Here is a 24174-nt window from a genome sequence, read left to right as displayed (position 1 = left end):
TCAGACTAGAAGCAGCGAGCCGCCGGTATGTGACTTGTGCGTGGCGATGCCGGCGCTGAACGAAGAGAAGCTGATCCAGCAATCCCTGGAGGCTTTTGCAGCTCAGGTGCACACAGACTTCACCTTGGTTGTGGTCGACAACGGATCGACGGACGCGACTCGAGCGATCGTGGCCGACTTTGCGCGGCTCCATCCAGCCATGGATGTTCGTCTGATCATTGAGACTCTAAAGGGGACCGGTGCCGCCGCGGACACTGGAATGCGCTTCGGCGCGTTGAACGGTGCCCGTTGGCTGGCACGCACGGATGCGGACTGCCTGCCTGCCCCGGATTGGACGCTTCGCATCATGGAAGCATTCGAGGACGGACTGGAAATGATCGCGGGCCAACTGAACCCTCGCTTGGACGAAGGTTTGGGCCTAGGCCGCCGCTGGCTGATGCTTCTGGCGGTGGAGGTTGCATCTTTTTTTGGCCGCATACGCCCAGGCAACAGGGGGGAAGGCTACCTTGGCCCGTATCAGATGTTGCCTGGTTGCAACATGGCCATCACGGCGGATCTGTATCTGCGAGCGGGCGGGTTTCCTCGTACCAGCATAGAAGACCTGCACGAGGACCGGGCGCTTTCCAACCGTGTCCGTAAGCTCACACGGGCCTATGCCCTTCGGCGCAACGTGGTGGTGTTCGGTCCCTCCCGCCGGGTGCAGGCATGGGGTTTGCCTAATACTCTCGCCTGGTACGCGGACCATCGCTTCCGCCCGGATCGGGTGGACATCCGGTGAGCATCTTTGCCTCAAGGGCCCGGTCTGCAGGGGATCTGGCCAGGTGGGAGAGGCGCCTTCACACCGGGGCGCACCCTGTGGCGTATCCGCTGATCCGAGGGCTGGGAAAGTTCCGGTCCGTGGTCCGGCTGCCGGGCCTTGGCGTGCTGGTCAGCGACGCTTCGCTGGTCCGCGAAGTCCTCATGAATCCCAGTTATACGAAATCCGGGGATAAAGCCTCCGGTGCGCTGTGGAGTCCTGTGGTGGGTCCTCGGGCCCTGCTTAACATGCACGGTGAAGATCATCTGGAACTGCGGCGCCGCCTCAACGGGCTGTTCACCCCGCGGGCAGTTGAATCCATCGTTGCCCCGGCCGGCGAACGACTGGGCAACCGGCTGGCGAGAGGGCTGGACGGCAGGGGCTCTGTCGACCTCGTCGAACTGGTCAAGGAACTCTCCGGAGGAGTGATCAGTAGGTTGCTTGGGGTCATGGACAACGCGCCTGGACGCCTCCCGGACACGGAACTCTTCAACCGCGGCACGTCGATCACCTCTCTCGTGCGGTTGGGGCGGCCCCGGCTGACGCCGCCGCAGGTGGAAAAAGCAAGGATCGCCGCCGAAGTGCTCGCCGGACCAATTCGCAACGCATATCGTTCCGATGACCCTTCCACGTTCCCGGGCCGTCTGCGGGTCCTGGGCCTGAGCGAGGACGAAACCGTGGGGATTGTCAGCGCTTTCGTGATTGTCGGAACCGAAACACTGGTCTCCTATGTTCCTCGGCTCGCGGCGATGCTGTTCGATGACGGCAGGCTGCCGTGCCTGGCGGCTGACCGCAGCGGCCTCGCGGATGCCGTGAACGAAGGCCTGAGGTACACGGTGCCCTCACCTATGATGCTGCGCGAGGCAACAGCTGCGGCCCGGCTCGGCGGGGTCAGAATCAAGCAAGGAGATCGGATGCTCCTTTCCACAGTGCACGCAGCCAAGAGCCTGGGGGGCTTTGATCCGGCGAGGCCGATCCCCGCGGCAGCCCGCCAGTTGTGGTTCGGAGCGGGTGCGCATTTCTGCATCGGAATGCCGCTCGCCATGGCCGAGATCAACCACGCGCTGACCCTGCTGTTGGACGAGTACAGCCGTGGACCTTGGACCATTCGCTCGCGGACCGTGAGCCGGAACGTTCTCATCCCCCATTACAATGCTCTGGAGTTGACTCGTGCGACCTGACAGTGATCGAGACCTCATCGCGGCCGTCTACGATGCCGCCTCGAAATACCCGGACCATCCGGCCATCACGGCGCCGGGCAAACGCAAGGGCAGCCCGGGAAAGACCATCAACTACCGGGACCTTGCCGCAGGAATCGAATCGACAGCTGCAGGGCTGCGGCGGGACGGTTTCGGCCCCGGGGAGCGGCTGTTGTTCTCTGTACGACCAGGCCCTGCCGCGGTCATTCTCGCGTTGGCTGCCGTGCGCGCAGGCGGGGCCATCGTCTTCATCGATCCAGGAGTAGGGCCGGAACTGTTTCTTAGCAGGGTGGCACTGGCGTCTCCGCGCTGGGCGGCATCTGAATCTCTTCTCTACGCTCTCAGCGCCCGGGGTCCGCTGCGACCCCTCGCCAGGCGGCGGGGCCTACTGCTTCCGGACTACGGGGGGATGAAGGTCCGCCACTACCACACCGGGCCTTGGCTGCCCGGAGTTCCACTGAAGTCCACGAACATTCAGACCCTGTCCCGCAATCCCGAGCGTGGGGTTCAGATGCCGCAGGCCGCGCCAGGGCAGGAAGCGGTCATCATCTTCACCTCGGGCACCACGGGGAATCCCAAAGGCGTGGTGCACAGCCGTGGGACCCTCGCCGCCGGATTCCGCCAGCTCAGCACGCGCTGCACCTTCGCGGCCGGTGACCGGATCCATTCTGAGCAGCTCATGATGGGACTGCCCGCCCTTATCGCCGGAGCGCACTGGAGCATGCCCTCTTACGGGCTCTCCGCCACCATAGATCCGCTCCGGTTCGCCGCCGAGCTAGGTGCTTCGCCCGGACGCTCCGCGGCGAGCCACGTTTTCCTCGTGCCGTCACAGCTGGCGCCGATCCTCGACGCCGTGGAAACGGGCAGGCTTGCCTGGCCCGACACGCTGAAGACGGTCATGCTGGGTGCCGCTCCTGTGCTGGCATCCTTCCTGGAGAGAGCGGCCCGGCTCCTGCCCGGAGTCCATTTCCTCTGTATCTACGGCATGACGGAAGTGCTTCCCATAGCGGTTGCCGACGGCAGGGAAAAACTGGACTTTGCCTCCGGCCGCACCGCAGAATTCCGGACGCTGGATGGTTCCGGGGAGGGTGACTACCTCGGCGAGCCTTTGCCCGGCCTGAGCACGCGGGTGGCGGATGACCACGAATTGATCGTCTCTGGACCAAACATGTGCCTGGGCTACCTCGGCCAGGACACCGTGCACGAACACGCCACAGGTGATCTCGTACGGATCGACCGCGGTCCTGGAGGTGCGGCCGGCGAATGCGTTGGCAGGCTCGTTCTGCTTGGGCGCAAGAAAGACATGATCATCCGCGGCAAGACCAATATCTACCCGGGCCTGTACGAGCCCGCAATCTCCGGGATCGAGGGAGTGAACCAGGCAATAATGGTCGGCGTCCCAGACAGCATCGGAGACGAAAAAGTATGGCTCGCCGTCGAGCCACGGCCAGGCCAAGGTCGGGATTCCCTCCTGCGGACACTCCACCGAGAGCTGCCCAGACTGATCGATGAATCCGCGCTGCCGGACCGCATCGAGATCATGCACACACTCCCGACGTCAGGACGACACCGGAAGCCGGACCGCACTACTCTAAGGTCATTTTTTATGGACCAGGAGCCGGGCGGGAAGCAATGAAGATCGCTGTGACCGGGGCGAGTGGATTCGTCGGCAACGCCGTGGCTTCGGCTGCCGAAGAACGCGGCTGGGAAGTGATCCGGTACGGCCGGCGCCCGCTCCCTGGACTACGCACGTGGGATCTTTGTACGGGGGTGCTGCCGGTGCGCCCGGAAGTGGACGCCGTCGTGCACGCCGCAGCGCACGTAGCAGACGCGGGCGCCTCCGAACTGTTCCACCGCATCAACGTGCTTGGGACCGAGGCCGTCACGGCAACCTTTCCCCGCGCCCGTCTGGTCCACATTTCCACCTCCAGCGTCTATCCATGGTGGCAACCCTGCATAAATAGACCGGAGGAAGCCGTGGCCGGCCGATACCTTAACGCCTATACCAGCTCCAAGGCGCATGCAGAGGCTATCGCTTCGAAACACAGCAACGCCATCATCCTACGACCGCACGCCATCTACGGCCCCGGCGACCGGACCCTCCTGCCACGACTCATCAACAACATCAACCGCGGCCGGTTGCTTAGCGTTGGCGGACCGGATGTCCAACATCAGCTGACGTCCATAAAGAATCTTGTCGACGCAGCCCTCGCAGCGTGCACGTCGAACGTCACAGGCCCGGTGAACGTCGCCGACCACCGACCGGTTTCACTGGGAGGAGTCCTGCGCGAGCTGCTGGACGCTACCGGACGGTCTCACGTCAAACTCGGCTATGTCCCCCTTCACGTGGCGATGGTGCTAGCCAGGTCCCTTGAGACAATCGCCGGCGCAACCGGCAAGCCGCCTCGGCTCACCTGTTACGCCGTCAGCCAGCTCGGATTCCAGCGAACCTACTGCACACGACGGTTGCGCGAGGAACTGGGAATTAGGCCTGCCCCTAGCAGCTTCACAGGCGCGGGAGAATGGATCCAAGACCTGGAACCGGTCACCCTCCGCCGCCGAGGGGCCGGGCTCATGCGCCAAGAATAGGCCGCCGGCGTCGGCGAAAACTGCAGATTTGTCCGGTCCTGGCCCGGTCAGTGTCCGGCGGGGCCGTGTGTTCCTCTGGAGGATCGGGTGTGCACCGCTGTCTCTTCAAGCAAACGCCCCGTATGCATGATTCTGTCAATGGTAGGTGGCCCCGGTTTTTCAAAGTTATTCGGCCCCGGGAGACGAGGCTCGACACCACCTAGCAGACATTCGCGCCTGGGTCTGGTGATTAAACCGGGAGGTTGGCGTGGTCGTCTGACCTGACATCCCCGATAAGCCCTTGGGTTGCCGGGGCGGCCTGGCACCCGGCCCATTCGCCAGTTCCATCTATGTCAAGAATTTACCCTTCACCGACTTTGGGGTCGGTGGCCTTTAGCCAGACAGCTAGGCAGGGACGTCGAACCGCTGGCCTTCCGGCTTGGGCGGAAGGAACATGAAAATGTTCAAGGCCAGCCCACCGAGGAACGGAATGAGGCCGATAAGGATCAACCAGCCACTGAAGTTCACATCGTGCAGACGGCGCACAACGAGGGCCAGGGACGGGACGATGACGGCCAGACCCCAGATGACCAAGAGGACAACGCCGACGATCGCGCCAGGTCCCGGAACCATGGTCCCGGAGGCGCTGACGGTCGCACCCGCGGAGCCGGCCACGTACGTGATGATGTTCAGCACGATGCCGACGACGGCGGCGATGAGGGCCCACCACCAGTCACTCGCTGCGGCTGGCGCGGCCGGTAAAGGTGGCGTATTTCTTGAAGAACCGGCGTGCGGCCCCGCCGATGGGCGCACCGTAGTACGGGGCCCAAAGCGGGACGGCGCTGCCGGCCGGGATGGTCTGCTGCTGCTGAGTTCGCAGCCACTGACCGGGAACAGAGGGATTGGTTCATTCTGCGGCTTCACGAAGCAGAGCGCTGTTGTCGGCGTTGACAAGAGGACCGACTGCTGCGCGACTCGCCGGAAGCTTGTTTAGGTGGCTCGGGCCAAGATGTAGTTTGCAAAGCCAGTCCGGATTCCGCTTCAGAAGTCGTGGTCGCCGGACCGTGGGATCCGGCGCAGGTGCCTGGTCCTCCAGCGGGTCATCCGGTCCGGTGCGGAGCCAGGATCTGCGTTCCTGACAAGGTCTTCACAACCGGTAAGGTCCAGGATGAATTCCTGCTCCTCTGAAAGGTAGGCCAAGGCACATGAGGCCGGCACGGTGACTTCCCAGACCTGACCTCGTTGTTTGTTTCCCTGCCGGTATCCGGCGAAGTGGTGGGCGATGGCCGGGTCCAGGGTCCAGGAGGGCCCGGCCCGGTTTTCTTCGGTGGCGCCGCGGTACAGGGTCAGGGTGCCTCGTGGAGGTCTGGCGGGCTTGCCGTTGTTCCGGAAGCCGAGGCAGCGGAACATGCTGGTGACCAGTTCGGGAGCAATCCTCGTGCGGTCCTGCTGGTAGCGCCAGGCCCAGTGAAGTTCGGCCTCAAGGAGGGCGGCGTCGGTGCGTCCATCGGCGTGCAGCTGGGCGAGAACCTCGATCCTGTTGTCCCATTCGCAGAGCCGGTCGAACCATTCGGAAGAGACGGGGTGCGGGGCGGTGAGTTCAAGGTGGGCCAGGGCAAGCATGCGCTGATGAGGGAGGGTGACGCCCCGGTTGGACCTGTCAGGGTTGTCTTCCCACCAGCTGACGGCCATGGCGATTGATTCCATGGTGATCTCCTTGACCGCCCTACCGTTCAGGGTGTCCTCAAGGTCTATGAAAGTCTCCGACCGTACCGGGACACCCCGGTCACCATGGTGTTCCCTGCTGAGCCAGAGACGGTGCCGGCCACCGTAGATGTGGTCATCTTCGAAAAGGTACGACACAGGATCTTCATCGCTGACCCAGATTGAGGCCAGCTCGAATTCGGTTTCGGTGAGTGCCACCGGGACTTTCACGTCGATGACCGGGGTGTAGAGCGTACTGACCTCGGCGGGGATGCTGTGCACGGCGTAGTGGACGGCCCGGTAGATCCGCGACCAGTCAACGCCCGCGGAGGCGATTGCAGCCGGCGCACAGTGGTCAGTGTGGTCAGGATCTTCGGTGATGAGCGGTGTTTCCGCGGGCCACATCACCCAGGCCCAGGGCCGGTGCACAGAGAGGGTCCGGTATTGGCGGTCTTCGGTGTCCATGTCCATGGTCCGCGGCTCAGCTTCCGACGGCGACGTAGCCGATCAGGAGTGTGCCCAGCCGTGCGGCCGCCTCGACGTCGAGGTCCGTTTCCGTTATATGAAGGTTGTCGCCGCTGATCACCAGGACCTTGCCTGTCCTGGCTGATTCCAGCCACAGCGCGTCGTCCGCGTCGGCCGGGTCCAGCTGCAATGTGTAGATCGTCAGGCCGTCGCTGTGCAGAGAGACCGTTCCTTGCGGGGATGCGGTGCAGCTGAAGCCGGCATGCACGTCCTTGGCGTGCTTGACCATGTCCTCATAGGCGGCAGTCATGGATGGTTGGAAGCCCTGCCGGGACAGGGCGGACAGAGTCGTTGAAACGCGTTCGCCGCCTTCCTCCCGCACCGTTACGGTGGTGAGGATCGTAAACGCCAGGCAGGGCACGTTCCTGATGCCGAAGGCATCCTGGTAGCCAAGGACAAACCGTGTGCCAAAGTTATCCAGTTCGTCTGGAAGCCCAAGACCTGGAACTTCGTGGAATGCAAGATCGGGGTCCTGGCATTCCCGGTGGCAGATATAGGCGTCATAGTGGCGGTTGCCGGAGGATGTGAAATCGGGTGCCTGTTTCACATCCACGATCAGGGACAGGGCGCCACCGGGTTCCAGGGGCTCCTGGCAGTCCGCGCATTTCTTCACAGCCGCAGCGGCAGCGGTCACGTACAGCGTGGTGCCCCGTCCCTTGAAGGCCTCCAGGCGTTCATCCCAGGCAATGTTGTTGGTAATTGGCATATCGGCCCCCAAGCGTTGTTCAACAGCCGGGAGATGACTCGTCCCGGGTGGTTCACACCCTAACCCAGTCCCGGCCCGACGTCGTGTCGATTCTTCATTGCCTGCCAGTGGTACGTCCCTACCGGAGGGCTCCCCGGGGTCAGCCGGATGAGTGTCTGGATCTCGCCGATGGAGTTGCTTATAGGAAGTTCTATTGGGTTCTAGAGAAAAGCTAATTCGTCGGTAGACGCCTAACGACCTGCTAGAGGAGGAGCTTGGGTTTTTGCCAGGTTCCGTAAACGACGTGGCAACCTGGAACAGAGTCTCGATGCCGCCTCCGCCGTGAGAGGCCGGGATTGTCTGGAAGGGCAGATCCTGCGTTCGATTTGCCAGAAGGCAGAGTGAATTTGTGTGGCGTGGTTGCCGGTGTTGGAGATTTCGACGCTGAACGAGGTTTTGTTCTGCTCGGCCGTTCCCAAGCCGTAGCTTGGCGGTTGCTTGTCTTAGAGGTCAGTTACTTCCGCTGCGAGGCGAACGCTGTCTGGGCTCGTGATGCAGGTTCCCTATATCAGGAGCGCCGGGTCGAGGAAATCCGTTCTCGGATCCGCAGTCGCTTCTGGGTCCTTCCGGCGGGAGGTTGCGGGAATGCCGATCGCTACGGAACCGGGCGGAACGTCACGGACGACGACGGCATTCGCGCCCACGGCAGAGTCGTCGCCGATCGTGATGGGGCCCAGGATCTTGGCGCCTGCGCCGATCATGACGTGGTTCCCGATGGTGGGGTGCCGTTTCGTCTTGCTCAATGCCCGTCCGCCCAGTGTGACACCTTGGTACATGAGAACGTCGTCACCTACTTCAGCGGTTTCGCGCACGACAACGCCTGTTCCATGGTCGATGAAAAGTCGTCGTCTGATGGTTGCTCCGGGGTGAATTTCGATTCCGGTGAGAGTCATTGTCGCTTGGGAGATTACCCGGGCCAGACCACTCAGATGTGGTCTTTGCCAGATTGCGTGCGCCAGACGGTGGCTCCAAATCGCGTGAACCCCGGAGTAGACCAGGGCAACCTCGAAGAGATTGGATGCCGCGGGGTCTTGGGTTTTGGCGGCCTGCAGGTCTTCCTTGAGGAGCTTCAGAATCGACATTTTGTTCCTTTGGTAGCCAGCACCCACGCATTTCTATACTGGTTCATGCCGGTGCTTACAGGAACAACATGACTACGGACAGTAACAAAAGGACGCCAAGAATCCGGTTGAGATTTCTTAGCCCTTCCGCGGTTCGGATTAGTCGGGATCCGCCTTGGCCCAGGAGCGCCCAAGCGCTGTTCGATATGAGGTTGACGGCAGTGAAAAGCATTCCCGTGAGCACTAGGCCGTGGATTCCACCACCGAGGGTCGCCGGGTAGGTGGCGGATGCCGTCAGCGCCATAAGCCATGCTTTGGGATTCACGACTTGGAGAGCACCGAGTTTCCAGAATCCGGCGGCAGATGGGACGGCCGACGGCGTTAAAGGGTCACTGCTGAAAATCTTCCAGGCAAGATAGACCAGGTATACGGCTCCCACCACCTTGAGCGAGAAGGCCACAGCTGGCACGCTTTGAATCACGCGATCCGACCCCGGTGTTTGTCAGTGCCAATAGCGCCAGGAACCCAATGGATATGCCAAAGATCGCAGGTAGCGCCGCGCGGAATGGCCTGCCGACCGCCAACGAGGCAACTAGCCTCGGTATTTCAGGGGGTGGTGCGGCCAGTGCGTGTTTAAGCAGGGAAAGGTGCCCCTGAGCTGGGAAAATAGTGTTGTTGACGCACTGTTTTGACCCGCTCGAAGGAGCACCTTTCTGGTGAACCACTTTACCCCGTCGTACCCGTCTGTCCGTGTTGATTCCGCCGGGGACGGGGTGGTGTCCCAGGCCGGTGGGCTGGTGCTGACGGAAGCCGTCCGGGCAACGGGGTTGATGGCTGGCTTGTCGGCCGGACTTGGGCCGTGGCGTAAGCCCTTCGCCCGGCATGACCCCGGCAAGATCCTCACCGACCAGGCCCTGTCCCTGGCGACCGGCGGGGACTGCCTGGCGGACGTGGACCGGCTCCGGACCCAGCCGGAGGTTTACGGGCTGGTGGCCTCGGATCCCACGGTCAGCAGGCTGGTCAAGGTGCTCGCCACGGTCGACCCGGCCAAGGCGCTGGCCGCGGTCAACAAGGCGCGTGCCGAAGCCCGCGCCCGTGCCTGGAACGCTGCCGGGGACGCCTCCCCGTTGCACAACGCCAGCGTCTGGAACCCGGTCGTGATCGACGTTGATGCCACGCTCCTGAGCGCCCATTCGGACAAGGAACACGCCCGCCCGACGTGGAAGAAAGGCTTCGGGTTCCACCCGCTGGCCGCGTTCATCGACCACGGCGCCGAGGGAACCGGTGAACCCCTGGCAGTGATCCTGCGCCCGGGCAACGCCGGCTCCAACACCGCCGCCGACCACATCCAGATCGTCAAAGACGCGCTGAAACAACTCCCGGCCGGACACCGGTCCGGGCGGAAGCTCATGATCCGCACCGACTCCGCCGGCGGCACCCACGAGTTCCTGCACTGGCTCGCCGCCCGCCACCGGAACCTGGGGTACTCGGTCGGATTCCCGATCCATGGTGCCCTCGAAAACGTCCTGCCGCTGATCCCTCAAAAGGCGTGGACGCGGGCCTACAACAGCGACGGGGAAGAACGTGACGGCGCCTGGGTCGCGGATGTCACAGGCATGCTCGAGCTCTCCGCATGGCCCAAAGGTTTGCGGGTCATCGTCCGCAAGGAAATCCCGCACCCGGGCGCGCAGCTGCGGATCACCGACATCGACGGGATGCGCTACACAGCGTTCGCGACAAACCAGGCCCGCGGGCAGCTCGCCGATCTTGAAGCACGGCACCGGTTGCGGGCCCGGTGCGAGGATAGGATCCGGGGCGTCAAGGACACCGGCCTGAGGAACCTGCCCTTGCACTCCTTCGCCGCGAACACGCTCTGGTGCCACCTGGTCATGCTCGCGGCCGAGATCACCGCATGGGCGCAGATGCTCGCTTTCCCCGGAACCAAGGCGCGGCGGTGGGAACCCAAGAAACTCCGGGCCCGGATTTTCGAGATCGCCGGCAAGATCAGCCGGCACGCCCGACAGATCACCCTTCACCTGGCATCCAAGGCACCCGAAACGTCTCTGCTGATAAACGCTCTCGCGAGGCTGAGGGCTATCACCCCGCCATAGCCGGCAACCGGACCGGACAACAGGGAACCACGGGAAGCAAAAGCCGCACCCCGGGTGGTAGTGGAACCGCCCGCGCCCAGCCGCCATCGGTCAGCGGCCCTTCCGTCACACCCTCATGCAAAAATCGACCACGTCAGGCCGCCGGTAAGCCCTGACCCCGCCGAAATCCTGCCTCATGAAAGATCGAGGCTAAGACATTGTTGGGCCCGGGAGACATTGACACCGCGAATGCGAACGTCAGAAAGGCTCCCAGAGAGGCAATCGTCAATGGATCTCCCGGGCTTCAGAATAGGTGGCTAGATTTTGTAGTCTTCGCGTACCGGCGTGAACACATCGATACACCTGACTTCGGTTGTTGCGATGCCGGAATGCAGCACGTCGCTGGGAATGACTAACCCGTCGCCGGCCACAAGGTTGAATGTGTCCGTGCCGACTTTCATTTGGAATTCACCGGAGATCCAATCTTCCCCCGGGGATTTCACGGAGCAGGAACGGCTCGTGTTCGAGCCGTTCGAAAATGACCATGGACTCCGCTGCAGTGGAAACGACCTCTGAGTAGCCCATAAAGAAATTATGTCTGCGCAATGCGCTGCTGATTACGCCGCCATCGGGCCCAGGTGGGCGAAGAGGCTTTCTTTGATGCGGCGGAGGTTGTACCAGCCGCTGGAGAGGCCGGATTGAATCGTGCGCTGGAGGGGCCACAGGATGGCTACGTACATTTAACGAAGTAACGTTCGCTGCCTTAGCTATACCCTACTCGACACTTAGGGCTGGCCGTGGTGCTCGTGGAGCACCGCCTCCCGGGATGGGTTTGCTCAAGCGGGCCGTGTGTGACGCGGCGACCCACGGGCTTGAGCGTCACGTCGTCGTGCGTGCCAGCGCCATGAGGTTGGCCACCGAGTATGTCGTTGGGTGGTTGGCCTTCTGGGCTGAGAGTATCCGGTCCAGGCCCGATGGAACTTTTTCCAGTGGTGAGTACTGGCCCAGGATGACCTCGTAGTTGCCAGCGGATTCAAGGTCGAAGGATATCAACGATCCCGGACCGCTCATCTGTGTGCCCACCAAATGCAGAGGATCGCATTCGGGAAGCCCGGGGTAGTACACCTTGGCGACGAGTTCGTGGCTGGCGAGCGCGGCTGCGACCTTATGGGCGTGGTCCTGCTGGGCCCGGACACGGATGGGCAGGGTCGCAAGGCCCCGGTGCAGCATGTAGGCAGGCCAGGGAGTCAGGATGCCTCCGGTCACCGCACGGACCCGGCGCAGCCGAGTGGCCCATTCCGCACTCGTTGCCACCACGCCGCCCATGGCGTCACCGTGGCCACCCAGGAACTTTGTTGCACTGTGGAGCACCATCGCGACACCATGCTTGAGCGGCTGCTGGAGAATCGGAGTGGCGAAGGTGTTGTCCACGAGCACCGGAACGTCCCCGGCGTCGGCCACCAGGCGGTTAAGGTCCACGAGGTCCAGGCTCGGGTTCGCGGGGGTTTCCACTACCACCAGGCCGGTGTCCGGGCGAAGGGCGTCCCGCACGCCGTCGGCCTTGACGAAGGTGACTTGGTTGCCAAGGAGTCCGCTGGCCAGAACATGGTCCGTGCCGCCATACAGGGGCCGCACCGCGACTACATGCGTCTTGCCTTCCGATTGGGCTGCCAGCAGCACGGCACTGAAAGCGGCCATGCCTGAGGCAAAACCGACCGCTTGCGAGGCGCCTTCGAGCGCCGCAACACCATCTTCGAACCTCGCTACCGTAGGATTCCAGAGACGCTGGTAAACGGTGCTTTGACCTTCGAGGTGGACGCCTCCTGTGGCCATCTGCTCGTAGGCCAGTCCGCCGTCATGAACAGATGGCAGGGGCGCAGTAGTTGAGAGGTCGATCGGAACGGCGTGTACGCCCTGTTCCGTGAGTCCGCCCCGGCCTGCGTGGACTGCAAGTGTGTCGATGGCTGTCAATGCTCTCCTTGAATTATTCACCGTTGAATTCGGTAAGTATCTGGCAATAATTCGGACATTGACAGTGCAAATGAATGGATTGAGTGGAAACTGGCACCTATGATGAACAGACAGCACTTTCAGGAGGATCCGTGAGCACCACCCCGAAGAACGTTCGGCCCGTCGGCATGAGCGAGCCCTTGGACGCAATCGACGAACGCATCCTCGCGGCTTTGGTTGACGATGCCCGGATCTCCAACAAGCAGTTGGCCGAACTGGTTGGAATTGCCCCGTCCACCGCTCTCATGCGCACGCGGTCACTCTCAGAGCGCGGCATCATCGAGGGCTTCGAAGCGGTTCTCAGCCTGCCTGCCATCGGGCGTTCGGTCCAGGCGCTGATCGCCGTGCGCCTGCGCGCCCACGACCGCGACCAGATTGACCGCTTCACGGCCCGCGTGCCAGCGCTCCCCGCAGTGATCTCCACGTTCCACACTTCGGGTTCTGTGGACTACCTGCTGCACATCGCGGTAGCCAACACTGACGACTTGCGTGACTGGGTCCTGGACAACCTCGCTACGGACCCCGTGGTGGGCCACACCGAGACCACCTTGGTCTTTGCGCACATCCAGGGCAACCACGGACCGTTGCCGGAATAGCGGTTGCCGGCTTCGCCGTCGTTCTCGCCCGATGAGCCTTTCGTCAGCCCTTCCGGAGCACCCTGCGGAAGGACACGGCGGCGAGCGCCATCGCTGCCAATCCGCACACCACGGTGAAGTAGTTGGCCGCCACGCCTAGTCCAAGTACCGAAGCCGCCAGGCCCAGCCCGATGACGGGCACAGCGCTGCCGAGGTAGGTGATGACGTAAACCGTGCTGATGATCTGGGCATGCCGAGATGCCTCCACTTTTCCGGCAACGTCATTGAACACCAGCCGGAACGCGATGCCCTGCCCAACACCGGCAGACAAGCTCGCTGCCACCAGCAGCACCGGGCTGGACATGGACGCCGCGGCACCCACAAGCACGATGGAAACGCCCAGAACAGCCAGTCCTGTGGGCACTGCAAACCGGCCGCGGACGGTCAGCAATTGGCTGAGCGCGGACGCACCCAGCGTCAGCCCGGCGAGCAGCCCGGTCATAGGGCGGGAATCGGCGTGCACGACGACGGCGAAATAGCCGGGCGCGAGCGAAAGGCAGAATCCGAATACGGCAAAGCTCAGGAATCCCACGCTCGAGGCGAGCCAAAATGCGCCCCTTGCCTCCCTCGACACCGAGGGCCGTCGGGGGGCCAGGACCGTGTAGGGCCACGGACCTTCGGCGGGCCGAATGGCAGGCCGCGCTTTGAGAAGCCACAGCGGCACCAGCAAAAGGAGCAGCACTGCCGCGTGGATGATGAACGGCGTAGAGGTCGCACCCGGGAGCAGCGAAAGCAGTCCGCCGATGGCAGGACCGGCGGCCACCCCACCGGAAGAGGAAAGCAAGGTGAAGCGCGAGGCCCATTCCGGCCGGTACGGGAGCAGTTCCCGCAGCGCTGCCGAGCTCGCTCCGGTGGCAAGACCGACGGCTACACCTTGGAGCATGCGGCCGGCCGAGAGCATCAAGAGGTTGCCAGCGTTGGCGAAGACCAGTCCGCCCGCCAGACCGACGAGAACAGCCAGGACCAGTGCCGCACGCCTGCCGATATGGTCCGACCAGTGGCCGGCGAGCATCAGCACGGCCACGAGCGCCAGGACGTAGCTCGCAAAGGCAATGGTCACACCCAGCGAGGTTATCCCCAGTTCCGCTTGAAGCAGCGAATACAGCGGACTCGCCAGGTTGGCGCCGACCAGCAATGTGAACATGACGACGCCGGCCAAGACCAGCCGTGCCGTAGTGGAAGCATCCCAGCCCCAGCGCTCGGCGGTGGCCGGGCGCATGCGCAGTTCGCTAAAGACAGTCATTTCCGTGCCTTCGCCTCAGCGGCCATCCCGAAACCTGGCCTCGTGGGCCGGGACGGTCATGGCCCAAACATTGATGGCAATAGGATTCCGCAGACCTGCTACATAGGGCAGCTGGGCATGGAACAATTGATCAAAACAGTCAAAAGTGACCTCCACTGATGACCACGAATGATCTGGAGCGATGACGTGAGCACCCTCGACCCGACGGACCTGAAGATCCTCCTGGAGCTGATCCGTGATCCCAGGGTTCAGATCGGCGAACTCGGCGAGTCCTTGGGGATTGCGCGCAACACCGCCCAATCGAGGATGCGCCGCCTGGTTCGCTCGGGCGTGCTGAACGACGGCGGCCGCGAAGTCGACCTCGAAAAGGTGGGGTACGACGTCGTCGGCTTCGTCACCCTGGAGGTGACACACCGGGAACTCGACGGCGTGATTGGAGCCTTGCGCCGCATCCCCCAGGTACTCGAGGTGCATGAAATCTCCGGGAGGGGGGATCTCTTGTGCAGGGTGGTGGCCGCCGACACGCACAACCTGCAAACCGCGCTTCGCTCCATCCTCAGAATCAAGGGTGTCATCCGCACGGAAACAGTCCTCGCCCTGCACACCCACATCCCCTACCGGACCGAACCGCTCATCGGCAGGCTCGTGGACGCCGCCGAGACGGCCAGCACCGCAAAGGGCAGCACCGCGAAACGGGGCAAAGGGCAGCTTGCGGCCGAATCGCCCCTCAGCGAAGCCGACTAGGATTCCAGAATGGATTGGCTCTCTTCTCTTCCGCAGCTCAACTGGCTGGCCATACTCGTGGCTTTCATTTCAAGCATGGTCATTGGATTTATCTGGTACATGCCGGCAGTCCTCGGCCGACGATGGATGCAGGCCATCGGCAAGACCGAGGAAGACCTCAAGAAGATCGACGGCGGCGCCGGGATCTGGATCCCCATGATGGTGGCCGCGGCTCTGACGAGCATCTTGCTGGCAGTGCTCATCGGCAAGTTGGGGGTGCACGGAAGCGTTTCAGGCGGTTTCTTCGCGTTGGTAGTTGCCGTGGTTTTCCGCGCCGGAGGCCACGTCATCCATAACGGTTTCGCGGGCAGGCCGTCCGCGCTGACGCTCATCGATTCCGGCCATGACATCGTGGCCATGACTGTGGCCGGGTCAATCATCGGGGCATGGCAGTAGCGGGAGGAGAATAGCCTCGTGACCATCATTGACAATGCCGTCTACGTCAACGGCATCCGGACCGCGACTCCGGGGAGCCTCGAGCAAAGTGTCGAAACGCTGGCCGCCCACGGCGGAATGGTGTGGATTGGACTGTACCGGCCGGACGAGACGGAAATGGCGGCTGTGGCTGCTGAGTTCGGACTCCATCTGCTCGCCGTCGAAGACGCCGTGAACGCGCACCAGCGGCCCAAGCTGGAACGCTACGACAACAACCTCTTCACGGTCCTGCGCCCCGCTCGGTACCTGGACGCTACTGAGACCGTGGAGTTCGGCGAGCTTCACATCTTCACCGGGAAGAACTTCGTGGTCACGGTCCGTCACGCCGAAACGCCCGGGGTGGCCCAGGTCCGGCGCAACCTGGAACAGCAACCGGAGCTGATGCGTCACGGGCCCGAAGCCATTCTGTACGCCTTGCTGGACCAAGTAGTGGACGATTATGGTCCGGTGATTTCCGGACTGGAAAACGACATCGACGAGATCGAGGACCAACTCTTCGGCGGCGATCCCTCCGTTTCCCGGCGCATCTATGAACTTGCCCGCGAGGTCATCCAGTTCCAGCGCGCAATCAACCCGCTCCCGGATATGATGGCTTCCCTCAAGCGCGGGTTCGAGAAATACGGGGTCGACATAGAGCTGCAGCGCAAACTCCGCGATGTGGAGGACCACGTCGAACAAGTCATTTCCCGCGCCAACGGGTTCCGCGACCTGCTGCAGAACGCGCTGACCCTCGATGGCACCCTGACCGCGAACCGGCAAAACGAGGCGAGCGCGGCGCAAAACGAACAAACCAAGAAGATCTCCGCGTGGGCGGCAATCTTCTTTGCACCGGCCTTTGTTACCGGGCTCTACGGCATGAACTTCGACATCATGCCCGAGCTCCATTGGCCGTTCGGCTACCCCATGGCGATCGGACTCATGATTGCGGCGGGCTTGCTCATGTACGTCATCTTCAAGCGGAAAAACTGGCTCTAATGATTCCCGGGCAGGAGGCCTTCAGCAGGGGCAGGATCATCACACCCGGAACGACGGCGCAGCTGGGCGCCTTCGGTTTGTTCCCGCCGTCGAAGTCACAAGAACGGGTCCTCTCCCCCACGTCGCAACGGGGCACCGCCAAAGCGGCAGACGATATGCTCTGGATCAGTTTCTCCGAGTTATGCGGCGGGCTGACGTCGACTGCCGACTACTTGGCTTTGGCTGCGGACTACAGGACCTGGGTGATCGACGGCGTACCCTCGCCAACTGTGGAGTCGGCCGGCGGATCCGCCCCAGCCTGGCAACGGTTCAGCAACGTGGTGGACGTCCTGTACGACCAGGACATCACGCTATTCCTAGTAGGCCACGGCCCCCTGAACTGGGATCTCGCCCAGGATCCGGCCCACCGAACAAGCGCCCAGCCCGTCGACCTGGCCAGAATCGCGAGCCGGCTGTCGCTCCTGGACAGGGTGGAGTCCTCGGCGCCCTTTGAAGAAGCAGAGGCCGGGGGCAGCTGAGGGCTGGTTCCATGGGGGAGGCGGTACCCCTATGTCCGGTCGGAAAGCTCCGGCGCCAGCCCCGCCCGTTAGCCGGCCCTCCGCCGGCCAACGGGCGCCATCATCGAAACCGCATAGACTCCTAGACGCGTGACCTGCCGCGGATGAAGTGGAAAATCAAAACGACCACGGCAATAACCAGAAGCAGGTGAATGAGCCCGCCGCCGATGTTGCCGATAAAGCCGAGAAGCCAGAGAACGGCGATAACGATAGCTATCCAAAGCAACATGCGAGTCTCCCTTGTTTGTTTGCGTGCCCTGACCGGCGGCCTCGGGCATTCACTAGTAAGTATACTTACCAATGAAGGTAAGTGGGTGGGTCAATGCGGTTTTTCCTCTGTGGGCCATGGTGGCACCGCAGGACCCGGGTGCGCAGGTAGGCGCCGAGTAGGTCTGTCGGCTGCGGCTGTGCGCAGAGCGGTGTGTGTGAGCTTCTCAGGTCCGGATCGGTCGGAGACATGGGTTCCCTGTATTGGATGTCGGCGCCCAGATGGAGGACGTCATCGTTGGTAGTCGACCGGGCCAGGACTGCGGCGACGAAGCCCGCGGTGGTGGACAGTACGCGGGCTCCGCCGCATTTGGCGCAGTTGAAGGCGTGGGCGATGGTCCCGCTTCGGCGTCCACTGCGAGGTGCGCGTCGGTGTCGAGTCGGACAGGTCGTAGGTGTTGATGGTGGCTTCTTCAAGGACTTGGTCGAAGTGGATATCAGCCGTATTGGCCATTAGGGGCGTGTGGGTGCGCGAAATCGGACGATGGCCAGAAGCCCCCGGGTTATCCGGAGGCGATGGAGAAAAAGCGCTTATGACGCGGGCCTTGAAGCGCAGCGCTGAACTTGTAAGCGTCCGCCATCCTTTACCGGGCGTCGAACGGTCTATCCAGTGGAAAACGAAGGCACACTATCGGAAGGATTCTGCCGATCCATACAGCCGCTTCATATGTCATTTGTGGCGGTCCTTTGTCCAATGCCGGCGTACTAGCGACGAGGACTCAAGGCGCTAACCTCGGTATTTCAGGGGGTGGTGCGGCCAGTGCGTGTTTAAGCAGGGAAAGGTGCCCCTGAGCTGGGAAAATAGTGTTGTTGACGCACTGTTTTGACCCGCTCGAAGGAGCACCTTTCTGGTGAACCACTTTACCCCGTCGTACCCGTCTGTCCGTGTTGATTCCGCCGGGGACGGGGTGGTGTCCCAGGCCGGTGGGCTGGTGCTGACGGAAGCCGTCCGGGCAACGGGGTTGATGGCTGGCTTGTCGGCCGGACTTGGGCCGTGGCGTAAGCCCTTCGCCCGGCATGACCCCGGCAAGATCCTCACCGACCAGGCCCTGTCCCTGGCGACCGGCGGGGACTGCCTGGCGGACGTGGACCGGCTCCGGACCCAGCCGGAGGTTTACGGGCTGGTGGCCTCGGATCCCACGGTCAGCAGGCTGGTCAAGGTGCTCGCCACGGTCGACCCGGCCAAGGCGCTGGCCGCGGTCAACAAGGCGCGTGCCGAAGCCCGCGCCCGTGCCTGGAACGCTGCCGGGGACGCCTCCCCGTTGCACAACGCCAGCGTCTGGAACCCGGTCGTGATCGACGTTGATGCCACGCTCCTGAGCGCCCATTCGGACAAGGAACACGCCCGCCCGACGTGGAAGAAAGGCTTCGGGTTCCACCCGCTGGCCGCGTTCATCGACCACGGCGCCGAGGGAACCGGTGAACCCCTGGCAGTGATCCTGCGCCCGGGCAACGCCGGCTCCAACACCGCCGCCGACCACATCCAGATCGTCAAAGACGCGCTGAAACAACTCCCGGCCGGACACCGGTCCGGGCGGAAGCTCATGATCCGCACCGACTCCGCCGGCGGCACCCACGAGTTCCTGCACTGGCTCGCCGCCCGCCACCGGAACCTGGGGTACTCGGTCGGATTCCCGATCCATGGTGCCCTCGAAAACGTCCTGCCGCTGATCCCTCAAAAGGCGTGGACGCGGGCCTACAACAGCGACGGGGAAGAACGTGACGGCGCCTGGGTCGCGGATGTCACAGGCATGCTCGAGCTCTCCGCATGGCCCAAAGGTTTGCGGGTCATCGTCCGCAAGGAAATCCCGCACCCGGGCGCGCAGCTGCGGATCACCGACATCGACGGGATGCGCTACACAGCGTTCGCGACAAACCAGGCCCGCGGGCAGCTCGCCGATCTTGAAGCACGGCACCGGTTGCGGGCCCGGTGCGAGGATAGGATCCGGGGCGTCAAGGACACCGGCCTGAGGAACCTGCCCTTGCACTCCTTCGCCGCGAACACGCTCTGGTGCCACCTGGTCATGCTCGCGGCCGAGATCACCGCATGGGCGCAGATGCTCGCTTTCCCCGGAACCAAGGCGCGGCGGTGGGAACCCAAGAAACTCCGGGCCCGGATTTTCGAGATCGCCGGCAAGATCAGCCGGCACGCCCGACAGATCACCCTTCACCTGGCATCCAAGGCACCCGAAACGTCTCTGCTGATAAACGCTCTCGCGAGGCTGAGGGCTATCACCCCGCCATAGCCGGCAACCGGACCGGACAACAGGGAACCACGGGAAGCAAAAGCCGCACCCCGGGTGGTAGTGGAACCGCCCGCGCCCAGCCGCCATCGGTCAGCGGCCCTTCCGTCACACCCTCATGCAAAAATCGACCACGTCAGGCCGCCGGTAAGCCCTGACCCCGCCGAAATCCTGCCTCATGAAAGATCGAGGCTAATACTTCCCGTCCTCACACAGAACGGCCTGAGAAGACCGGTGTCAACAGGTGGGGTCAAATATTGGCTCGCCGGAATTCGGTGCAAGAGTAGGCCGTCCCGAAGCCCGTTGAGCTTGTCCGTTTGGGGATCGGCGGATTCAGGCGGTCATTGCAACAGGAGTCCTTCGATCAATTCGATCGGCTTTCTGAACTCTAGTCTTTTGCGTGGCCGGTCGTTGAGTTCCTGTGCAACCCAGTCGAGGTCTTCGGCGCTGTGGATGCTCAGGTCCGTGCCTTTCGGGAAGTACTGGCGCAGCAGGCCATTCGTGTTTTCGTTGATGCCGCGCTGCCAGGGTGAGTGCGGGTCGCAGAAGTAGATGTCGATGCCGGCGTCTACTTTCACGCTCTTCCAGTCCTGCATTTCGATGCCCTGGTCCCAGGTGAGGGAATGCCTCAGCGCCTCGGGGAGCGTCTTGATCTTAGTGGCCAAGGCGTCGCGCATTTGTTCTGCCTTGTATCCATCCGGCAGATGAACGAGCATCGTGTAGTTGGTGGTTCTCTCCACGAGGGTCCCGATCGCGGACTGGTTGCCTTTGCCGATGATGAGGTCGCCTTCCCAGTGCCCTGGCACCGCACGGTCCTGAACCTCGGGGGGACGCTCGGAGATATTGATCATCCCGGGGATCCGGTTCTTCCGCTGGCCGGCCTTCCTGCAGGGCTGCCTGAGTGCACGTCCGGTGCGTAAACACGCGGCCAGATCGCGGTTCAGTGCTCCGCGGGACTGAACGTAGAGGGACTGGTAAATGGTCTCAGGTGACACCCGCATCTCCGGCTCATCGGGAAACTCAACCTGGAGGCGTCCTGTGATCTGCTCAGGCGAGTACTTCTTTTTCAGGTCCTCTTCCACCTTCGCACGCAGCACCGTGTTGGTGTGCAGTTTCGCCGGCTTCGGCCGCGAAGCCCGCTCATACGCCAGCGCGTGGGCCGACGTCGCCCGGTAGGGCAACCCGGCCACCGAATTCCGCCGAAGCTCCCTGGACACAGTCGAGGCAGACCGGTCGATCAGGGCCCCGATCCGGCGCAGCGAGTGTCCCTGGGCGCGCATCACCGCGATCTCTTCGCGCTGGTCGAAGGTCAGGCACCTGCCCTTCAGATCCCGGCCGCGGCGTGGCCTGACACCCCCGGCCTCGGCCAGGACCCGGCGCCCGGTCCGCCTGCTCGTATTGATCGGCACAACGGCATCAGTAATGAAATCACCGGCCTGCATCCCGGCCCAAAACAGCTGCAGAAGATCCGGTCTCACATAAATTGAATACCTCGACATGACAACACCCATCCGCTAAGTGTTGCAATCACCGCAAGAACCCAAGGATCCTTCACCGAGACACAATGCTGCCGGTCAGACTTCAACCTTGGAACCAAGAGTGAGGTCAGCGGCATTAGATCCTCTGATGCCCCAGTTCACCTTGGGGGTCTCCGTGATGGTGATCTCAAGTTGGCTCGGCGCCCTGGAACGGAGACGGACTGCAGGCGGATAGGGTGGTCATCGAAAACTATGAGGTTGACTCTCATGCCCGCACCTGCTCTTTCTCCCAATCCATGCAGCACGACTACCAGATGGCAGAATGATCGCGGGCAGGAAACACTCCAACCCAGCATGCAGACATATCGCCTGCGGTCAATCGTGCGCTGCCACCGATGGAGGACTAGATGTTAATCCCGGACATGGCTTTCACAGGAGAAAAATCGCTGACGGATCGGGAAGCTTTTCTCGTAATGACCGAATTCCTGACCAGATATGCGAAAAGCACAGGCGGCGAAGATGATCTCATAACGCTGCTCGGCGACACCGACATCCTAGAGGACGGGGGCACTGCTGATCCGGCGGCATGGCTCGACTGGCTGGATTGCATTCGAGACGCCCTTCCAGGGCCACCTGCAGGAAACACGCTGACCGAAGGCGAAACCCGTTCCACCCCGACTGGGTTGTCCATGGAAAAAACCCTTACCGATAGCGCAGCTTTTTTCGCCGCGGTCGAGTTCCTCTGGAAGCATGCCTTTCGGTTTGGCGACAAACTCCATTCGTTGCTCGACGCCGTCACTTTTGAAACCAATGAAGGCTCAGGCGTCTCTTCGACCTGGGAAGACTGGACGGAATGTGTTCAACATGTCATGGCCGGGTTGCCTCCGAGAAGACAATAGCGACGTCGGGAATTCGAGATCCGGAATATGGACAGGCCATTGTTTTTGCCCACATGGCTGTGACTGTCGATTCGGAATGGCGGTTTTTTCACAGTTGGAAATGGCGGTCCGGCTGTCCCGTTTGAGGACCGCTCACCGGACAACACCAGAACTTTACTGGCGTGGAACCTAGCCCATTACCGCGTTATTGATTTCGGCCAGCCGATGCAGCGAGATTCCGGTCGCTTGTTCTCTAACCAAAGGGTGGTCAGTGGACGGATCGAGCTGAATGTAGGGAACCACTCCTGGCTCCCTATTGTGCACATGCGCCGCAATGGAGGTCGTTGACTGGTCGTAGGGCAGCTCGTTGCATAGCCAACCGAACACCGGGGGCATCGCGGCCCGTGCCGGGTCATCCCAATGGTCCGCAATCTTTTGGATACTTTCTTGACTGAGCGAGACCCAGGCAGACCAGCTAAACACCTCACCAGGGACATCAATAAGAGGGATCTCAATGTGCCCTCTAAGGAAGTAATGCCATTCCCCTTGGACTTCAAGCACGCACATGTCGTCGGTCAGTTCGCCGGCTTCGCGTTCGGTTGCAGTGGCATGCAGTCAAACATCGGGAGCCTGGGCTCCGAAAACCCTCGCGAGCCCTCGATGCCGCTGTCCGCAGGTGCCGCATTTCCATCCGAATCCGCTCCGGCCAACCATTGATTCCCCCATTTTCGCGATCACTTTGGCTTCCCGAAGCCTACCTGTGAAGGATGTCCTTCCTCATGTGTCCGTTGGATGATCCCTGAGGACACGCGTCATGTTCTGCCCCAGCCGCGGTTGCATGAAGATGGAGACGACCTCTACCTTCCCCTGGACCTCTACCCGCACTCACGCCTGCCTGCTCTGCGGCAGCGAGACGATATGAGCATGATCGAACACGTCAGCGCCGAGTCGCCCGTTTCCGGCAAGTCCGCCGTGACCATGATCCTTGCCAAGGAATTCCCGCAGATTGTGGACTTCGACGCCGCCGGGATGACGACAGAAGAAGTTCATTACCACCTCGGGGAGTCCGCCGGAGTCGCCTTCTTCCAGTTCCAAGCACTTGTGGCGCAGCCCCGACCGGGCGTTCCCTTGACTGCGAGCGTCAACTGACCGAACGAGCGCGTTGGTGAACCAGCCCGGATCGGAATGAACCAACGACAGGAAAGACCGGGTTGAATTGGGGCAACGTCCAACTGAGGAGGTGAACTACGGCCGGCACCCCGCCGGCACCCGTGACCGGGACGGCCGGGAGCACCGGGACCCGGTACTACGACGCCGCAGGGAACCTCGTCGGGATCACCGACGGCACCGGCACCACAGTCACCCTGGGCTCCATCACCGCCCACTCCCCACCATCGAACACAGTTAGTGAGTTACCCCGGCCGCTAGCGCCAATGTGGGAAGGGTTGCTTCTACTTTTGGAGATAAGGTGATCCATCCGGCCACCTTGGAGGGTCGTCTATGCGTTCCCTCTCCAAAGGTTTCATCCCTTTCAAATTCAATTGGTCAGCGAGATATCCGGACCTGTGAATTGGAATGCGCCGCCACCACCAACCCTCCTGCCGCTCCACATGGTAGTAGTAGCGAAGGGTGCCGCGTGTGTCTTCTTCCGTGGCTGCCAGGAACCGGCCATCCAGTGCGTCAAGTTTCTTTTGGAAAGCCGCTCGCACGTGGTCGGTCAGGAGTGGCCATGCCGCAGCAAGCCAGTCACGGGATCCTAGGTCGTTCGTGTACTCGTCCACCATCTCGTCGTATTCCGACTCGATGTTAGTTACCAGCCACTCCCAGATGTTCATCATTTGGTCGAAGCTGACTTCTAGTTCTCCGCGTTCATGGAGGACCTTCGAAGCGTGTTCCAAGGATTCGTAATCTTCAGCTGTAAGCTCACTCATCTCATCCATTGTCCCATCCCCCACCGGACGGTTCGCGCGGGTTACAGCGGA

The 24174-nt window shown here is 62.3% G+C and carries 25 protein-coding genes and 1 pseudogene; 13 read left to right on the top strand and 13 right to left on the bottom strand.

Annotation, left to right across the window (positions count from 1 at the left end; translation table 11 throughout):
• Positions 1–46: 46 nt before the first annotated feature.
• The 4 genes from AC3ANQ_RS06420 to AC3ANQ_RS06405 are packed head-to-tail and all read left to right on the top strand — an operon-like array spanning position 47 to position 4584.
• Positions 47–778 (top strand): glycosyltransferase family A protein, encoded by a 732-nt coding sequence (locus tag AC3ANQ_RS06420; protein ID WP_488304316.1) that lies wholly within the window; start codon positions 47–49, stop codon positions 776–778.
• Positions 775–1977, top strand: a complete 1203-nt coding sequence (locus AC3ANQ_RS06415) for a cytochrome P450 (protein ID WP_488304315.1) — start codon at positions 775–777, stop codon at positions 1975–1977. Before AC3ANQ_RS06420 ends, AC3ANQ_RS06415 begins: the two co-directional genes overlap by 4 nt.
• Entirely contained in the window at positions 1967–3631 is a 1665-nt protein-coding gene (locus tag AC3ANQ_RS06410) for a class I adenylate-forming enzyme family protein (protein WP_488304314.1), read from the top strand. The genes AC3ANQ_RS06415 and AC3ANQ_RS06410 overlap by 11 nt, the downstream gene beginning before the upstream one ends.
• Positions 3628–4584: an NAD-dependent epimerase/dehydratase family protein gene (locus AC3ANQ_RS06405; RefSeq protein WP_488304313.1), complete on the top strand. Its 957-nt coding sequence runs from the start codon at positions 3628–3630 to the stop codon at positions 4582–4584. Before AC3ANQ_RS06410 ends, AC3ANQ_RS06405 begins: the two co-directional genes overlap by 4 nt.
• 384 nt (positions 4585–4968) lie before the next feature.
• On the opposite strand, the pseudogene AC3ANQ_RS06400 reads toward AC3ANQ_RS06405, so the two are convergent.
• The 5 genes and pseudogenes from AC3ANQ_RS06400 to AC3ANQ_RS06380 form a co-directional block, all read right to left on the bottom strand.
• Positions 4969–5443, bottom strand: a pseudogene (locus AC3ANQ_RS06400) (DUF805 domain-containing protein).
• A gap of 161 nt (positions 5444–5604) precedes the next feature.
• The gene (locus AC3ANQ_RS06395; RefSeq protein ID WP_488304312.1) at positions 5605–6732 is read right to left on the bottom strand and encodes a hypothetical protein; all 1128 of its coding nucleotides are present in this window, start codon (positions 6730–6732) and stop codon (positions 5605–5607) included.
• 16 nt (positions 6733–6748) lie between these two features.
• Complete coding sequence (locus AC3ANQ_RS06390) at positions 6749–7498, bottom strand: hypothetical protein (RefSeq protein ID WP_488304311.1); 750 nt, start codon at positions 7496–7498, stop codon at positions 6749–6751.
• Between the two features lie 542 nt (positions 7499–8040).
• Positions 8041–8619 carry a serine O-acetyltransferase EpsC gene (epsC, locus tag AC3ANQ_RS06385; RefSeq protein ID WP_488304310.1) on the bottom strand — a complete coding sequence of 193 codons (579 nt, stop codon included), beginning with the start codon at positions 8617–8619 and terminating at the stop codon, positions 8041–8043.
• A gap of 55 nt (positions 8620–8674) precedes the next feature.
• A complete protein-coding gene (locus tag AC3ANQ_RS06380; protein WP_488304309.1) occupies positions 8675–9058 on the bottom strand; it encodes a LysE family translocator in 384 nt (127 codons plus the stop codon).
• Positions 9059–9314: 256 nt separating this feature from the next.
• Between AC3ANQ_RS06380 and AC3ANQ_RS06375 the strand changes: the two genes are divergently transcribed.
• Positions 9315–10709: an IS1380 family transposase gene (locus tag AC3ANQ_RS06375; RefSeq protein ID WP_488303123.1), complete on the top strand. Its 1395-nt coding sequence runs from the start codon at positions 9315–9317 to the stop codon at positions 10707–10709.
• A gap of 596 nt (positions 10710–11305) precedes the next feature.
• Here the strand turns inward: AC3ANQ_RS06375 and AC3ANQ_RS06370 are convergent.
• The gene (locus AC3ANQ_RS06370) at positions 11306–11428 is read right to left on the bottom strand and encodes a hypothetical protein (RefSeq protein WP_488304308.1); all 123 of its coding nucleotides are present in this window, start codon (positions 11426–11428) and stop codon (positions 11306–11308) included.
• Between the two features lie 139 nt (positions 11429–11567).
• Positions 11568–12659, bottom strand: coding sequence for a trans-sulfuration enzyme family protein (locus AC3ANQ_RS06365; protein ID WP_488304307.1), 1092 nt, complete (start codon positions 12657–12659; stop codon positions 11568–11570).
• A 131-nt stretch (positions 12660–12790) separates the two neighbouring features.
• Here AC3ANQ_RS06365 and AC3ANQ_RS06360 point away from each other — a divergent pair, with 131 nt between their 5' ends.
• Positions 12791–13294, top strand: a complete 504-nt coding sequence (locus tag AC3ANQ_RS06360) for an Lrp/AsnC family transcriptional regulator (protein WP_395797851.1) — start codon at positions 12791–12793, stop codon at positions 13292–13294.
• 43 nt (positions 13295–13337) lie between these two features.
• Here AC3ANQ_RS06360 and AC3ANQ_RS06355 read toward each other — a convergent pair whose 3' ends face one another.
• Complete coding sequence (locus AC3ANQ_RS06355; protein WP_488304306.1) at positions 13338–14576, bottom strand: MFS transporter; 1239 nt, start codon at positions 14574–14576, stop codon at positions 13338–13340.
• A 168-nt stretch (positions 14577–14744) separates the two neighbouring features.
• On the opposite strand from AC3ANQ_RS06355, the gene AC3ANQ_RS06350 reads away from it, so the two are divergent.
• Genes AC3ANQ_RS06350 through zapE form a run of 4 tightly spaced genes read left to right on the top strand, consistent with a single transcriptional unit; the run spans position 14745 to position 17287 of the window.
• On the top strand, positions 14745–15320 hold the full coding sequence (locus AC3ANQ_RS06350) for an Lrp/AsnC family transcriptional regulator (RefSeq protein ID WP_488304305.1): 576 nt from the start codon (positions 14745–14747) through the stop codon (positions 15318–15320).
• Positions 15321–15329: 9 nt separating this feature from the next.
• Entirely contained in the window at positions 15330–15755 is a 426-nt protein-coding gene (locus tag AC3ANQ_RS06345) for a DUF1761 domain-containing protein (protein ID WP_488304304.1), read from the top strand.
• A gap of 18 nt (positions 15756–15773) precedes the next feature.
• A complete protein-coding gene (gene corA, locus AC3ANQ_RS06340) occupies positions 15774–16769 on the top strand; it encodes a magnesium/cobalt transporter CorA (protein WP_488304303.1) in 996 nt (331 codons plus the stop codon).
• Positions 16769–17287: an AFG1/ZapE family ATPase gene (gene zapE, locus AC3ANQ_RS06335; protein ID WP_488304302.1), complete on the top strand. Its 519-nt coding sequence runs from the start codon at positions 16769–16771 to the stop codon at positions 17285–17287. The genes corA and zapE overlap by 1 nt, the downstream gene beginning before the upstream one ends.
• Before the next feature lie 121 nt (positions 17288–17408).
• Here the strand turns inward: zapE and AC3ANQ_RS06330 are convergent, their stop codons facing one another.
• Both AC3ANQ_RS06330 and AC3ANQ_RS06325 read right to left on the bottom strand, forming a co-directional pair.
• Positions 17409–17555, bottom strand: a complete 147-nt coding sequence (locus tag AC3ANQ_RS06330; protein ID WP_268021018.1) for a lmo0937 family membrane protein — start codon at positions 17553–17555, stop codon at positions 17409–17411.
• Positions 17556–17825: 270 nt separating this feature from the next.
• Positions 17826–18047, bottom strand: coding sequence for a hypothetical protein (locus AC3ANQ_RS06325; protein ID WP_488304301.1), 222 nt, complete (start codon positions 18045–18047; stop codon positions 17826–17828).
• Between the two features lie 397 nt (positions 18048–18444).
• Here AC3ANQ_RS06325 and AC3ANQ_RS06320 point away from each other — a divergent pair, with 397 nt between their 5' ends.
• Complete coding sequence (locus tag AC3ANQ_RS06320; RefSeq protein ID WP_488303123.1) at positions 18445–19839, top strand: IS1380 family transposase; 1395 nt, start codon at positions 18445–18447, stop codon at positions 19837–19839.
• A 338-nt stretch (positions 19840–20177) separates the two neighbouring features.
• On the opposite strand, the gene AC3ANQ_RS06315 is transcribed toward AC3ANQ_RS06320, so the two are convergent.
• Positions 20178–21347 carry an IS30 family transposase gene (locus tag AC3ANQ_RS06315; RefSeq protein ID WP_488302931.1) on the bottom strand — a complete coding sequence of 390 codons (1170 nt, stop codon included), beginning with the start codon at positions 21345–21347 and terminating at the stop codon, positions 20178–20180.
• Positions 21348–21721: 374 nt separating this feature from the next.
• Here AC3ANQ_RS06315 and AC3ANQ_RS06310 point away from each other — a divergent pair, with 374 nt between their 5' ends.
• Positions 21722–22213 carry a hypothetical protein gene (locus AC3ANQ_RS06310; protein WP_488304300.1) on the top strand — a complete coding sequence of 164 codons (492 nt, stop codon included), beginning with the start codon at positions 21722–21724 and terminating at the stop codon, positions 22211–22213.
• 168 nt (positions 22214–22381) lie between these two features.
• Here AC3ANQ_RS06310 and AC3ANQ_RS06305 read toward each other — a convergent pair whose 3' ends face one another.
• Positions 22382–22807, bottom strand: coding sequence for a DUF2199 domain-containing protein (locus tag AC3ANQ_RS06305; RefSeq protein ID WP_488305269.1), 426 nt, complete (start codon positions 22805–22807; stop codon positions 22382–22384).
• Between the two features lie 177 nt (positions 22808–22984).
• Between AC3ANQ_RS06305 and AC3ANQ_RS06300 the strand changes: the two genes are divergently transcribed.
• Positions 22985–23341: a hypothetical protein gene (locus AC3ANQ_RS06300; RefSeq protein WP_488304299.1), complete on the top strand. Its 357-nt coding sequence runs from the start codon at positions 22985–22987 to the stop codon at positions 23339–23341.
• Positions 23342–23643: 302 nt separating this feature from the next.
• On the opposite strand, the gene AC3ANQ_RS06295 is transcribed toward AC3ANQ_RS06300, so the two are convergent.
• Positions 23644–24123, bottom strand: coding sequence for a hypothetical protein (locus AC3ANQ_RS06295; protein ID WP_488304298.1), 480 nt, complete (start codon positions 24121–24123; stop codon positions 23644–23646).
• Positions 24124–24174: the final 51 nt, after the last annotated feature.

The sequence above is a fragment of the Arthrobacter sp. DMZ02-1R genome (assembly GCF_057747935.1).
Note: the sequence above shows the minus strand (reverse complement) of the source record. Positions and strands in the feature narration are given on the sequence as shown.